The following is a 14,208-nucleotide window of genomic DNA, read 5'->3' as shown; positions in this document are numbered from 1 at the left end:
TTTAAAAAGAAACTTGTTTTTTACAAATTCCCAATTAATTAAGTAGCCAATCGTATCCTTTTTCTTCTAATTCTAAGGCAAGGGATTTATCACCGGTTTTAATGATTTTTCCGTCGGCTAAAACGTGTACAAAATCTGGCTCGATATAATCTAAAAGTCTTTGGTAGTGAGTGATTAACAACACCGCGTTTCCTTCTTTTCTGAAAGAGTTGACACCATCTGCCACGATTCTCAAGGCATCGATATCTAATCCTGAGTCGGTTTCGTCAAGAATTGCCAACTTCGGATTGAGCATCATCATTTGGAAAACCTCATTCCTTTTTTTCTCGCCTCCAGAAAACCCTTGGTTTAATGAACGGTTTAGAAACTCTCTCTTGATGTTTAATTTTTCTGAGTTTTCTTTTACCATTGCCAACATTTCTTTTGCAGACATATTCTCTAAACCTTTTGCTTTTCGGTTTTCGTTGATGGCGGCTTTGATAAAGTTGGTAACCGTAACTCCAGGAATTTCGACCGGATATTGGAAAGAAAGGAAAATTCCTTCATGTGCTCTTTCTTCCGGCGCATCTTCTACGATGTTTTTTCCTTCGAAAAGAATTTCACCTTCGGTTACTTCATAATCTTCTTTTCCGGCAATTACAGAAGCAAGGGTTGATTTCCCAGCTCCATTGGGCCCCATGATGGCGTGAACTTCACCTGGATTTATTTGTAGATTGATTCCTTTTAAGATTTCTGCGCCATCTTCTATTTTGGCGTGTAAGTTTTTGATTTGTAACATTCTAATTTTTTTTAACACAAGGTTAAACAAAGTTTAATTAATTAATTTTTTTATAGGCAAAACAAAGGCGCTTCGCTTATCTTTGAAATACTATTTAAGTGAAGTGTTTTTGTTGATTATATTTTCATAATCATCTAAACCATTTGCAATTCTTTTTACTCCATTTTTAAAAAGCTGTGAGTTAAAATTTAACAGCATACCTAATTTATAATTTCCAAGTCTCAAATAATTTTTAAGTTGAGCTGCATGAAAGCTATTTAAACTTTCTGTTGCTTTTATTTCTAAACCCACCTTATCTTCTATCACCAGATCCATTTTGAATGCATTTTCAAGATAAATCCCTTCATAACTAAAGGATAAATATTTCTGTCTTTCTACTTTTAATCCCAATTTTTCAAGCTCATAAGCTAGGCAAGTTTCATAAATGCGTTCATATAGACCTCTACCAATTTTTCTGTGAATTTTTAAACCACACTCAAATACAAATTTAGAAAGTTCATTTTCTGAATACATATCCTTTGTATCACATTGATAAGCTAAGCGGCTTTGTTTTTCTTAAAACATTTCACGCACATTAATAAAACCTTTGTTTTACTTTGCGTTAATAATTATTATCCCACACTTCCTTCCAAAGAAATTTCTAATAATTTTTGGGCTTCGATGGCAAATTCCATCGGTAACTTATTCAAAACTTCTTTTCCGAAACCATTGACGATCAGGGCAATTGCTTTTTCTGTGCTGATTCCTCTTTGGTTGCAATAGAAGATTTGATCTTCCCCGATTTTTGAAGTCGTTGCTTCATGCTCGAGTTGTGCAGTTGGATTTTTAACTTCGATATAAGGAAAAGTGTGTGCACCACATTCATTCCCCATTAATAAAGAATCACATTGTGAAAAGTTACGTGCTCCTTTTGCTGAAGGCATCATTTTCACCAATCCTCGGTAAGAGTTGTTTGATTTTCCGGCAGAAATTCCTTTAGAGATAATCGTTGATTTTGTATTTTTTCCGATGTGAATCATCTTGGTGCCCGTATCAGCATATTGATGATGATTGGTTACCGCGATAGAGTAAAATTCACCTACAGAATTATCTCCTTTCAAAATACAGCTCGGATATTTCCAGGTTACGGCAGAACCAGTTTCAACTTGAGTCCAAGAAATTTTTGCATTTTTCTCACAAATTCCGCGCTTTGTTACGAAATTAAAAACGCCGCCTTTACCTTCGGAATCTCCGGGGAACCAGTTTTGTACGGTTGAGTATTTAATCTCAGCATCGTCCATAGCCAATAATTCTACCACTGCGGCGTGCAGTTGATTCTCATCTCTTGCTGGCGCCGTACAACCTTCTAAATAAGAAACGTAACTTCCTTCATCGGCGATCAGTAGTGTTCTTTCAAACTGGCCACTTCCTGATTTGTTTATTCTGAAATAGGTAGAAAGTTCCATCGGGCATTTCACACCTTTTGGGATATAGCAGAAACTTCCGTCTGAAAATACGGCCGAGTTTAATGCGGCGTAAAAATTATCTCCTCTAGGAACCACTTTCCCGATATATTTACGAACCAATTCTGGATAATCACGAATTGCCTCGGAGATTGCACAGAAAATAATTCCTTTTTCTTTTAGTGTTTTTTGAAAAGTAGTCTTTACGGAAACGGAATCAATCACGATATCCATTGCAACCCCGGTTAATCTTTTTTGCTCTTCAATGTTGATTCCAAGTTTAGCGAAGGTTTTCAGCAATTCTGGATCAACTTCATCTAAACTTGCCAATTCTGGTTTTACCGTTGGTGCGGCGTAATAGCGAATGGATTGAAAATCAATTTTTTCATATTTCACATTCGCCCAATCTGGTTCTTCCATTTTCAACCACATTCGGTAAGATTCCAACCGCCATTCCGTCATCCATTCGGGTTCTTCTTTTTTTGCAGAAATCATTCTCACGATATCCTCTGATAATCCCGTAGGAAAATCATCATATTCGATATCGGTGGTAAATCCGTATTCGTACTTTTGATTTTCAAGATCGACCCGAAGATCGTCTTCTGTATATTTTGTTGCCATACTTTTAATTCAAAATTCAAGGTTTAAAATTCAAGGTTTACCGAACTTTGTTCCTTTCAGTTCACTATTTTTTAAATAATTAATAAACGCGGCGTTTTTTTTGCTTATGGTTTCTGATTTAGCTTTTAAATCTTGAAACTTCTCCTCATCTATAAAATCTCTATCGCAAATCCTATATAGTTGCGAGCGACTTTCTCCGCAAGAAGCCTTCGCAATAGAAAGAAATTGAACAAATTCTTTATTCCCATTTCTCTCAAAACCCTCTGCAATATTATCCATTATTGAGCCTGAAGAACCATCAATTTGGTTTGCAAACCGATAATTATTTTTTAATTTCGTGCTTTCAATAATCTCATAAATCTCTCTACAAAAGCTTCTAGAATGTTGGCAAATTTCTAAATCTTCAAATTTGTTAATCATTGCCATAACTTTAAACTATGAACATTAAACTATAAAGAGAAACTCTCACCGCATCCACAGGTTCTGTTGGCGTTCGGGTTATTGAACACAAAACCTTTCCCATTTAACCCACCCGAAAATTCTAAAACTGTTCCTGCTAAATACAGTACTGACTTTTTATCGATAATAATTTTAATCCCATTATCTTCAAAAACCTGATCAGAATCTGTTTTTTGATTGTCAAACTTCAGCACATATTCTAAACCGGAACAACCGCCGCTTTTTACACCGACTCTAATAAAATCTTCAAAAGGTTTAAAACCATCTTCAGTCATTAACTGAATGGCTTTTTCTTTTGCATGATCGCTAACTTTTATCATTGTTTTTATTTAGAATGAATTTAGATTGCAAAATTACTAATAATATAATGAAAATCAAATTTGCTTCGGTATATTTGTCTATCAATGTTATAGACGGTGAAATTTAACTTTCGCCGTTTCTAATTATCAAAAAATAAAATTATTAAAGAATGAAAAAATTCACGCTTTTATTTGTGGGCTTATGTACCCAGATTATTTTTGCACAAGCAAATCGCTTTGTTTACCAAGTAACCATGAAACCAGACTCCACCAATCGGGCTAACATTACAACAGAAGTTGCTCATCTTGACGTTGCCGCAGGAAATTCTATTTTTTATGCTGAAAACAGGCTGAAGAGAGACTCTTTAATAAACAGAATGAGACAGACCGGAAATTTTAATTTTGACCGAAATCAAATGCAAGCACTTAGAAGCAATTTGGATTTTATCATTGAAAAAGATTTTAAAACAGGAAAGAAATTATTTAAAGCACGAATTCTACGTGATCAGTATGCTTATGAAGAAGACCGACCAATGGATTGGAAAATTCTTTCAGAAACAGCAAAAATTGGCGATTACAAAACACAAAAAGCAGAAACTAATTTTGCAGGAAGAACTTGGTACGCCTGGTTTACCACTGAGGTCCCTTTTCAGGATGGCCCCTATAAATTTTCTGGATTACCTGGTTTAATTGTTAAGGTTGAAGATGCTAAAGGCGATTATAGTTTCGATCTGAAAGAAGCTAAAAAAATTAATGAAATAGCGACTTTCGACCAAAGAGGCTCTACGATTACCGTTAAAAGAGCAGCGTTTGAAAAGCAACAAGACCAATTTAGAAAAAACCCATCGGCAGCAATAACAGCAATTTCCGCGGGAGGTGGAAATCGTGGTGGCATGAGGATTGAAATGGATCCAAACCAGCGAAAGCAAATGGAGGAACGACAAAAAGAAGAGCTCAAGAAAAACAATAATCCAATCGAGTTAAAATAAGACCTAAAAAATCCCGGCTTACAATTGTTAATCGGGATTTTTATTTAACTATTTTCCGCTGGTTTCAACCATTTTGAACTCGACAGATATTGATCGTCTGGGTAATAAATAAAGAGACAATTTATATCCTTAATGATATTGATGATGGGTTCTGCTAAAGCTCGTGGCACCGCTGGACAACCCCAGCTTCTGCCTAATCGTTTTTGATTTTTAATAAAATCTTCACTTACATAATCGGCTCCGTGCATTACAATTGCACGCGGCAAAGCGGCATCATTATAACCCGAATCCATTCCTAAAAGTTTCAGGGAATAACCGTTGGAGCCATTGTAGGTGCCTTCTGTGATATAAAATCCGAGGCTGGATTGGTATGAACTTTCTGTATTTGAAAATTTATGAGCGAATTCTTCACCTGTGTTCTTCCCGTGAGCAACCAAGGAATTATACAATACTTTTTTTTCATTTAAATCAATAACCCAAAGTCTTTTCTCCACCGAGGATAGTGAAAAATCGCAAATGGTTAACAAATGGGCATCACTATCTAGTTTCCCTTCCTTCTTTAGATTGGAAAAACCTAAATAGGCTTTATAAAACACCTCGGGTTGGAGCTGATTTATTTGGTCAAACCTGATCGTCGAATAGATTTCTTCAGCATATTTTGCTGATGATTTCGGTTCACTATTTATAATTGATTTTTGTAAGTGATTTTGTAATGGGCTTTTTTCTAATAATCTATTTGATTCTTCAATAGTATAAAAAGAGGTTGCGAAAAATAAAACAGTTACTAATGATAAGAGGATTTTCTTCATATTATGTTAAATAATTTTGACTTGGCAAAAATACAATTAATTAACTATCAACCAATTGAACGCATGTTTTTTAACTTTAATTAAGAAGATTTAACGATTATCAGGTTAACTCGATTAAATTTATTAATTTTGCAAACGCATGTCGAGAACTTTGAAAATATTTTTTATGCTTTTGGGCTTGAGCATTTTTGTTTTGCCCAAACAAATGATTTCTGCACAAAATCCGAAGGAATGTTGTGATGAGAAATTAAGTGTAGAAAATTGCTGCAAAATCGATACGACCAAATCATGTCATGCTGATCATGGAAAAAACAATTCCGAAAAAGATCACTGTGGCGAGGATTGCACACAATGTCATTCCTGCACTGTTCATTTTGTGATGAACTATCTTTCAGCAGAATTTAATTCACCTTTACAACCGCATTTCTTTATTCAGAAATTTAATTTTGCGTACGGAAATTCTTATTTTTCAACTACGATTCAAAATATTTGGCAGCCGCCTAAATTAAGTTAATTTATGAGAATTACGCCAAAAGACCGTTCTTTTGGTGACCTTTTTATTAATTAAACTTATTTAAAAAAATGAAAACTTTGTTTAAAAGTCTTTTCGCACTATTACTACTATTTTCTTCCTTTCTATTCGCTCAGACCATAACAAAATCAACTTTCTTGGTGAAAGGCGAGTGTGGAATGTGTAAGGATAGAATTGAGAATTCCGCAAAAAAATCGGGTGCTACGGTTGCAAACTGGAATGCAGACACGCAAAAACTCGACCTTGAATTTGATTCAACAAAAACCTCAGCAGATGAAATCCTAAAAAACATTGCTGCTGTAGGTCATGACAATGAAAAATACAACACCACTTCATCTGTTTACGAGGAGCTGCCTTCTTGCTGTCATTATAAAAGAGAACCTTCTTTTCTAAAGAAAGAGGCTACCGCACCATCTACAAAAAATGACAATCAATTTTTTGTTCGAGGAAATTGTGGTTCCTGTAAAGCCAGAATCGAGAAAGCCGCCAAAAACGCTGGTGCAAATTCGGCTATTTGGGACGCAGAAACGCAGACTGTAACGCTAAACTTTGATTCTGCAAAAACTTCTTCAGATGTTATTTTAAAGAAAATTGCGGAAGTTGGCCACGATAATGAAAAGTATACATCAAAAGACGACACCTACAAAAACCTTCCGGATTGTTGCTTGTATGACCGCGAATTAGCATTGGGTTTGAAAAGCGATTTGGTTCATGACGATGAGGCTCCAACGCAAAAAAAGGATTTTTCAGATCACGCTGATCATTTCGATAAGTCGATTGAAGAAGTTCGCTTAATAAAATTAACAGACGCAACCGCTTTAAATAAAAAAGAAACAGGCTTAACATATAATATTGGCAGCAAAGAGCTATTGAAAGCCGCATGTTGTAATTTATCTGAAAGTTTTGAAACCAATGCGACTGTTGATGTATCATTTACAAATGCAGTAACCGGTACAAAGCAATTGAAAATGTTAGGTTTGGATCAGAAATACACTTCCTTAACAAAAGAACTTTTACCCTCGATTCGTGGCATAGCAGCTCCTTACGGATTAAATTTAATTCCTGGAAGATGGATTGGCGGAATCCAACTAACGAAAGGTGGAAGCACGGTGGTCAATGGTTACGAAAGCATTACAGGACAAATTAACACCGAACTTTTGAAAGTTCATGAAGAGCCAGAAACGGCGGTCAACTTTTTTACTGATGTCAACGGAAGAGTTGAAACCAATATTACCTCTACCACGCAACTAAACTCGCATTGGAATCAATCGGTACTTCTTCATGGAAACGCAACTTTAGGAAAAATTGATTCTAATGATGACGGTTTCCTGGATCAACCGACTGGCAATCAAATTAATGCGACCTATCTTTTAAATTATAACGATTTGGATCATTCCGGTTTAGGTACTCATTTCGGAATTAGTTTTGTGAAAGATGAAAGGTTTGGTGGTCAAACTGCTTTTGATAAAAAGATCGACCGCTCTCAGCAAGCTGCTTATGGGGTCGGGATTGACCTATCGCGTTTCGAAATCTGGAACAAAACAGGTTATATGTTCAAAGGTAAACCTTATCAAAGCATTGGTTGGATGAATCAATTTACCACTCACCAACAGGATAGTTTCTTCGGAAACAGAAATTACTGGGGAAACCAAAATACTTTTTATTCCAATTTAGTTTTTGAAAGTATTATCGGAAATACCAACAATAAATTCAAAACCGGAGCAAGTTTTTTATATGATCAATATGAGGAAGATTATCTGACTCAAAAATATAAAAGGACTGAAACCGTGCCTGGGTTATTCTTCGAATATACTTTAACCGGACTCAAATATACTTTGGTTGCGGGGGCTCGAACGGATTTTCATAATTTAGCTGCAACACAATTTACCCCACGACTTAACTTTAAGTATGATGTAACACCTAAAACGATTCTGCGGCTCTCTGCTGGAAGAGGATTTAGAACAGCGAATATCTTTGCAGAAAGTCAGCAGTATTTCGGGTCCAACAGGCAGATTGAAATTTTAGGAAACGGAGGGAAAATCTATGATTTGAAGCCTGAAATCGCCTGGAATTATGGTGCTAGTGTTCAACAGGAATTTAAATTATTTAACAGAAAAGCAACTTTAGTAGCAGATTTCTTTAGAACAGATTTTCAAAATCAGGTACTTACTGATTTAGATATTTCTCCACAGAAAATCATTTTTTACAATTTACAAGGAGAGTCATTTGCAAACAGTTTTCAAACACAATTGGATTTTACCCCGGCAAAAAATTTAGAAATGAGATTGGCTTATAAATATTATGATGTACAAGCAGATTTCATGGGCGGAAAAAGAGAAATACCTTTTATGGCAAAGAACAGAGGTTTTTTTAATACTTCCTATGCTACCGGCAAAACAGATAATGGCGCTTACTGGAGTTTCGATACAACACTTCAGTTAATTGGAAAGCAGAAATTACCCAACTTAAATTCTAATCCTTTGGAATATCGATTGCCTGAGTTCTCGAAAAGCTATGCAACGCTGAATGGGCAGATTGCCAGAAACTTTAACAAAAACATTCGTGCTTACCTCGGCGGAGAAAATCTGACTGGATACACTCAAGACCACCCAATCTTAGACGTGCAAAATCCTTTTGGAAATTACTTTGATGCGGGAATGGTGTATGCTCCTATTATGGGCGCAAATGTATATCTCGGCTTAGATTTTAAGTTTTAATTTCTTACTTTTGAAAAAAATAGAAAACATGAGAATATTATCTTTATTAATAGCGGTTGCGGCCCTACTTTATTCGTGTGATAAAAAAGCAACCGTGGATGCAACTACGGTAACAGCTGCAGATTCCGCAACTACAATGAACGTAGTGGAAGCCAATGAGCAAGTAACTACTGAAGGTGCTAATACAGTGGTCACTGATAGCGACAGCAAAAAACCAGCTTTGAATCCGGAGCATGGCCAACCTTATCACCGGTGTGAAATTCCTGTAGGAGCACCTATTGACAGCGCACCACAGCAAAGTGCAGCACCACAAGTTATACCACAACAAAATGCATCGCCAAATAATTTTAATACCAATCCTATTTCGCCATCAGTTGCACCAGCACCTTCTGCACCAGTTCAAGCGACTGGTCCGAAACCAGCTAATAATCCAGCACACGGACAACCGCATCACCGATGTGATTTAGAAGTGGGCGCACCATTGCCCTAAAAAATCAGGATAGCAATAAGGTCAACAAAGAATTAAACCTCGGCTTAGGTCGGGGTTTTTATTTTAGGTAAACCAACTCCCCACTGAAATCATCATCTAAACTTTTCAGAATTTTCGCGGTTTTTGTTTTGTCAATAAGATCTTTAACGAAGAAACTCGTTTCAAAAAACTGCCGATGAACGCCAGGAAGTAGAGACATAAAATAATCCATCCCAACTTGGTTATTGTGAAGATCCATTTTGGTTTGCAGCGGTTTATTTGGGAAAAGCTCTTCGTGTAAATCGGTCATTTTTTTGCAGTAGTCCAATGATTTTTTGGGCGAAGAAATCTTGCAGCAATACATCATGATAAGGCAAGTCCACAGCGAATGACGGAAAGCATTACCAACACCATCATTGGAATGTGTTTTAGGAAAATGTTTTTGAGCCAAAGAAAAACTTCGTACCGTTGCATATAATCCCAGAATAGAAAATAGAGGATGTGGAAGCGTCAATCGTAGAAGTTTCATAATTTTGGTAAAACTTAACGATCGTAAAGCATTAAATATGATTTTGATGTTTCTCATAAAAAAGAAATCCCACCTCCATTGAGGTGAGATTTTAAAAATAATTTCAATTTGTTAAGCGTCCGCTAATAATCGAACTGTTTTAGATACTTTATCCTTAATTTCTGTTCTTTTCACAATGAAATCTACGAATCCTTTTTCTTGTAAAAATTCCGAAGTTTGGAAACCTTCTGGCAAATCTTTACCTATGGTTTCACGAATTACCCGTGGACCAGCAAAACCAATTAAAGCTCCCGGCTCTGCCATAATAATATCGGCAGTCATTGCAAAAGAAGCGGTAATCCCACCAAAAGTCGGGTCACATAAATAGGCAATATACAGCAAGCCCGCTTCCGAGAGTTGCGCCAATTTGGATTGTACTTTTGCCAACTGCATCAAGGAATAAGTAGCTTCCTGCATTCTCGCACCACCCGATTGACAAATGATCATATAAGGCAGTTTGTTTTCGATACAATAATCCACTGCTCGGCGGATTTTTTCGCCCATCACCGATCCGAGTGAACCGCCTATAAAACTAAAATCCATACAGGAAATTACCATTTGTTCTCCATTAACACTTCCTACCGCATTTCGGATCGAATCTGTTAGCTTGGTTTTGGCTTTCACTTCTTTTAAACGGTCGGTATAAGACTTGGTATCTTTAAAATTCAACATGTCTACACTTTCCACATTAGCGTCGAGCTCCGTAAACTTATTGTCATCAAAAAGAATCGAAAAGAACTCTTTACTTCCTATTCTCACGTGGAAACCATCTTCTGGAGAAACGTAATTGTTTGCTTTTAACTCTTCGTGCTCTACAATTTTCCCACTCGGTGTTTGATGCCAAAGTCCTTTGGGAACATCCTTTTTATCTTCCGTAGAAGTGGTGATATTTTGTGTTTTCCTTTTAAACCAGTCGAATGCCATATTTTTGAATTTATGTATAAATTACAATATACAATGTAGTCGGTAACTATCACTTTCTACATTATACTTTGTGCAAAAAATTTAAAGTGTGTTTACGTTGTTCAAATCTTCAAAAGCTTGAACCAATCTTTTGGAGAAAGTGTCCTCTCCTTTTCTTACCCACCCTCTAGGGTCGTAATATTTTTTGTTTGGTAAATCAGCACCATCTGGATTGCCAACTTGTGTTTTTAAATATTCTATTTTTTCTACCATGAAATCTCTGATTCCTTCGGTGTAAGCAAACTGTAGATCGGTATCAATATTCATTTTAATAACGCCATAATCAATTGCTTCTCTTATTTCTTCTAATGAAGATCCTGAGCCACCATGAAAGACAAAGTTAATCGGTTTTGCACCTAAGTCGTATTTTTCTTCGACAAATTTTTGAGAATTATCTAAAATTTTAGGCGTTAATTTCACATTACCTGGCTTGTAAACCCCGTGAACATTTCCAAAAGCCGCCGCAATGGTAAAGTTTGGCGAAATCGCATTTAATCTTTCGTATGCGTAAGCCACTTCATCAGGTTGGGTATATAATTTTGAAGAATCTACCCCAGAATTATCCACTCCATCTTCCTCACCACCGGTGATGCCTAATTCTATTTCTAGGGTCATTCCCATTTTGGCCATACGTTCAAAATATCTACAAGAAATATCAAGATTTTCTTCAATTGACTCTTCTGATAAATCAAGCATATGAGAAGAATAAAGAGGTTTGCCTGTTTGAGCGTAAAACTCTTCGCTTGCATCTAATAATCCATCAATCCATGGCAATAATTTTTTAGCACAGTGGTCGGTATGTAAAATAACGGTTGCTCCGTATGCTTCTGCTAAAGTATGAATATGTTTAGCACCGGCAATACCACCTAGAATAGCGGCTTTTTGTCCCTCATTGCTTAAACCTTTTCCTGCGTTGAAAGCAGCCCCGCCATTTGAAAACTGAATAATTACTGGTGAATTTAGTTTTGCAGCAGTTTCGATGGTTGCATTTACGTTGCTAGAACCGATAACATTTACTGCTGGAAGTGCAAATTTATTTTCTTTTGCGTATTGAAAAATGTCGGTAACCATTTGCCCAGTGGCAACTCCTGCCGGAAATTTCTTGCTCATAATTGATATTTTTATAGATTTCTACTAAAAATTTAGAACTGTAAAGTTACTAAAATATGGACAACTTAAAAATAAACAAACTTGTAATTTTGTGTTAATTTACAATCATGTGAAAATTTGAAATAGAACCAACAAAGAAGTCGTCTCAACAAAAAATAGCAGGTGGGGTTTTTCTTATTTTTAAGGTTTTACAATCTATATTCTTAGCGATGGTGTGATCCGATGTTCCTGTTGACCTTAATCCATTTATCTTAACATCTATCTCATTATTTACCGAAGGTTAAAAATAAAACACTCCATTAAAATAAAAAACCACCTCGATATCGAAGCGGTTTTATTTTATAAGTTGCAAAGAAATAGAATATTAATTCTTTTCGTCGGTTTTTCTGTAGTAGATTTCTCCGTCTAACCATTCTTGAATTGCAATTGAAGTTGGTTTTGGAAGTTTTTCGTAATGTTTAGAAATCTCGATTTGTTCTTTGTTTTCAAAAACTTCTTCAAGAGTTGAATTGTGCACTGCAAATTCATCTAATTTATTGTGAAGCTCAGTGCGAATTTCCGCATTGATTTGCTCAGCTCTTTTTCCCATCACTACGATTGCTTCGTAGATAGAACCTACATTTTCTTCGATTTTATCTCTATCGTAAGTTATTGTGCTTAATTCGGCTTTAGAATCTTTTACGCTCATTTTCAGTGGATTGTTATATTTGGAGTTTGCAAATGTACGGATTACTTTTTGATTTTGAAAGTAGCCGCTGGAGGTGGCGTTGCCAAAGCCGCGCTGTCTCTTTGAATTTTTTCAGCTTTCTTTTCAGCGTCTCTCTGATCTTTTTCTAAATTGATTCTTGCTTCCTCTTCTATTTGCTTATCTTTTAATTCTTTATTTCTGGCTTCAACTTTTTTCTCAAGCTCTGCAAAACCCTCTTTTTCTTTGGATAATTTATTTTTTAAATCGGTTGCTGTTTTCGCATTATCGGTTCCAGGAACTTCACGTTCGATCTGCTTGGTGAAGCCCAAAGCGCTTTCGATACGGTCTTTCTTTAAACTATACACAGAGTTAACAGCCAATTCATACTTAGATTTCAACAGATAGTCGTAGATTTTTGAACGCAACTTTGTGCTGGGGAAATCATCCAACACGTTTTCAAAAGCAGTACTTGCAGCTTTATAATCAGCCATTTTATAGTATTGCTTCGCGTTTTCGTAGGCTTTAAATTCTAATTTATAGGTTAATTCATCAATAAGCTGATCGATATTTTTTGACCGTTCAGAATTTGGATAGTTATTAAGGAAATTTTGCATCTCATTAATGGCCAACTCAGTGCTGCTTTGATCCAGGTTATAATCCATACTACCTTCATAATAACACAATGCCGACATGTAGGCAGCATCTTCCGCACGTTTATCCTGTGGGAATGTTACCGAGAAATTTTTAAACTGGTGACCAGCCAATTTGTAATTTTTATCGTAGTAGTTTGCGTACGCTGAGTTATAAACCACATTGGGTGCGTCATCAGTGCCGGCAACCAAGTTTGAAAGTCGTTCGTACAATGCCAAAGCATCCGTCCATTTTTTCTTTTCAAATTTTTCGTTGGCTACTTTTAAGATATAATCTTTATCTGCACTTTTCAAGGCTAAATCCTGTTGCCTGTTGCAGGCAGATAATGCAAAGAATGCAAATGTAATAATCAAATACTTTTTCATAAATAAAATATAGCAGAAATTATAGGAGATTTAATTTCCGCGGTTCAGGGTGCAAAAATATAACTTTTTTATCAATAGATTTTTTTTTATGATTATTTAACTAATATTTTAATCAGATTGATACCCTAAAAGTGAAAAAACGGTAACTAAAAGATTGGCCATCGTTTTTTTCTCAGCTTCTTCCAGGTAATTTTCTTCTTTACCCGAAACGTATAATTCGTAAAAATTTTTATTTCTAATAACGAACAACGACGATCCAACGATTAAAGTCAAGATATCTTCCGGCTTTGGTGCATTACTGAAAACTCCCGAAGAAACCCCTTTTTTAATTACGTCATCTATTTTAGAAGTAAATGTAGTGTAAAATTCCAATAGATCTTCTTTCAAATGCTCGGTGTGTCGTAGTTCCTGCGTAACAAAACCATGAAAATAATTGAATTTAAACAGTTGGCTAACCACGTATTTAATCAGTTCCTTCATCTGCATTTCTGGTTTTCCGTCTCTGATTATTTGGGCAAACTCCGCAAAGCTATCTCTGGTTTTTTGCACACGGTAGCGGTAGAGGTAAGACATCATTTTTTCCTTGGAGCCAAAATAATAACTAATCATGGCTACATTAATATTGGCATTTGTTGAAATATCCCGAACGGAAGTTCCTTCAAATCCCTTTTTTGCAATGAGCTTTTCGGCAACATTTAAAATATGAATTTGCTTTTCAGTAAATTTTTTTTTCATCGGGTTTTTAGTT

General features: G+C 35.9%; 16 protein-coding genes. 4 read left to right on the top strand and 12 right to left on the bottom strand.

The features are described from left to right. Positions 1-34 precede the first annotated feature (34 nt). The 5 genes from sufC to QWY78_RS03755 form a co-directional block, all read right to left on the bottom strand. Positions 35-778, bottom strand: a complete 744-nt coding sequence (sufC, locus tag QWY78_RS03775) for a Fe-S cluster assembly ATPase SufC (protein WP_290216745.1) — start codon at positions 776-778, stop codon at positions 35-37. Positions 779-868: 90 nt separating this feature from the next. Beyond that, entirely contained in the window at positions 869-1,291 is a 423-nt protein-coding gene (locus QWY78_RS03770) for a GxxExxY protein (RefSeq protein WP_290216742.1), read from the bottom strand. A gap of 98 nt (positions 1,292-1,389) precedes the next feature. Then, positions 1,390-2,841: a Fe-S cluster assembly protein SufB gene (gene sufB, locus QWY78_RS03765; RefSeq protein WP_290216740.1), complete on the bottom strand. Its 1,452-nt coding sequence runs from the start codon at positions 2,839-2,841 to the stop codon at positions 1,390-1,392. Positions 2,842-2,871: 30 nt separating this feature from the next. After that, complete coding sequence (locus QWY78_RS03760) at positions 2,872-3,267, bottom strand: four helix bundle protein (protein WP_290216738.1); 396 nt, start codon at positions 3,265-3,267, stop codon at positions 2,872-2,874. Between the two features lie 23 nt (positions 3,268-3,290). Further along, complete coding sequence (locus QWY78_RS03755) at positions 3,291-3,620, bottom strand: HesB/IscA family protein (protein ID WP_290216737.1); 330 nt, start codon at positions 3,618-3,620, stop codon at positions 3,291-3,293. A 149-nt stretch (positions 3,621-3,769) separates the two neighbouring features. Between QWY78_RS03755 and QWY78_RS03750 the strand changes: the two genes are divergently transcribed. Beyond that, the gene (locus QWY78_RS03750; protein WP_290216735.1) at positions 3,770-4,588 is read left to right on the top strand and encodes a GLPGLI family protein; all 819 of its coding nucleotides are present in this window, start codon (positions 3,770-3,772) and stop codon (positions 4,586-4,588) included. A 44-nt stretch (positions 4,589-4,632) separates the two neighbouring features. On the opposite strand, the gene QWY78_RS03745 is transcribed toward QWY78_RS03750, so the two are convergent. Next, entirely contained in the window at positions 4,633-5,397 is a 765-nt protein-coding gene (locus QWY78_RS03745; RefSeq protein WP_290216734.1) for a murein L,D-transpeptidase catalytic domain family protein, read from the bottom strand. Positions 5,398-5,536: 139 nt separating this feature from the next. Between QWY78_RS03745 and QWY78_RS03740 the strand changes: the two genes are divergently transcribed. The 3 genes from QWY78_RS03740 (at position 5,537) to QWY78_RS03730 (ending at position 9,136) form a co-directional block, all read left to right on the top strand. Next, the gene (locus tag QWY78_RS03740) at positions 5,537-5,911 is read left to right on the top strand and encodes a hypothetical protein (protein ID WP_290216731.1); all 375 of its coding nucleotides are present in this window, start codon (positions 5,537-5,539) and stop codon (positions 5,909-5,911) included. 68 nt (positions 5,912-5,979) lie between these two features. After that, complete coding sequence (locus QWY78_RS03735; protein ID WP_290216729.1) at positions 5,980-8,646, top strand: TonB-dependent receptor domain-containing protein; 2,667 nt, start codon at positions 5,980-5,982, stop codon at positions 8,644-8,646. A gap of 28 nt (positions 8,647-8,674) precedes the next feature. Continuing rightward, positions 8,675-9,136 carry a hypothetical protein gene (locus tag QWY78_RS03730; RefSeq protein ID WP_290216727.1) on the top strand — a complete coding sequence of 154 codons (462 nt, stop codon included), beginning with the start codon at positions 8,675-8,677 and terminating at the stop codon, positions 9,134-9,136. Positions 9,137-9,194: 58 nt separating this feature from the next. On the opposite strand, the gene QWY78_RS03725 is transcribed toward QWY78_RS03730, so the two are convergent. The 6 genes from QWY78_RS03725 to QWY78_RS03700 all read right to left on the bottom strand — a co-directional run bounded on the left by QWY78_RS03725 (position 9,195) and on the right by QWY78_RS03700 (position 14,195). Continuing rightward, positions 9,195-9,701: a DUF6973 domain-containing protein gene (locus tag QWY78_RS03725; protein WP_290216725.1), complete on the bottom strand. Its 507-nt coding sequence runs from the start codon at positions 9,699-9,701 to the stop codon at positions 9,195-9,197. Positions 9,702-9,755: 54 nt separating this feature from the next. After that, complete coding sequence (accD, locus tag QWY78_RS03720; protein WP_290216723.1) at positions 9,756-10,607, bottom strand: acetyl-CoA carboxylase, carboxyltransferase subunit beta; 852 nt, start codon at positions 10,605-10,607, stop codon at positions 9,756-9,758. An 81-nt stretch (positions 10,608-10,688) separates the two neighbouring features. Continuing rightward, complete coding sequence (gene fbaA, locus QWY78_RS03715; RefSeq protein WP_290216720.1) at positions 10,689-11,756, bottom strand: class II fructose-bisphosphate aldolase; 1,068 nt, start codon at positions 11,754-11,756, stop codon at positions 10,689-10,691. 364 nt (positions 11,757-12,120) lie between these two features. Next, complete coding sequence (locus QWY78_RS03710; RefSeq protein WP_290216718.1) at positions 12,121-12,444, bottom strand: DNA-directed RNA polymerase subunit omega; 324 nt, start codon at positions 12,442-12,444, stop codon at positions 12,121-12,123. A gap of 41 nt (positions 12,445-12,485) precedes the next feature. After that, complete coding sequence (locus QWY78_RS03705; RefSeq protein ID WP_290216716.1) at positions 12,486-13,460, bottom strand: outer membrane protein assembly factor BamD; 975 nt, start codon at positions 13,458-13,460, stop codon at positions 12,486-12,488. A 108-nt stretch (positions 13,461-13,568) separates the two neighbouring features. Continuing rightward, entirely contained in the window at positions 13,569-14,195 is a 627-nt protein-coding gene (locus QWY78_RS03700; protein ID WP_290216714.1) for a TetR/AcrR family transcriptional regulator, read from the bottom strand. Between the last annotated feature and the right edge of the window lie 13 nt (positions 14,196-14,208).

This window comes from Kaistella yonginensis (genome assembly GCF_030409525.1).
Classification (GTDB): Bacteria; Bacteroidota; Bacteroidia; order Flavobacteriales; family Weeksellaceae; genus Kaistella; species Kaistella yonginensis.
This window is presented reverse-complemented; position numbering and strand designations above follow the sequence as displayed.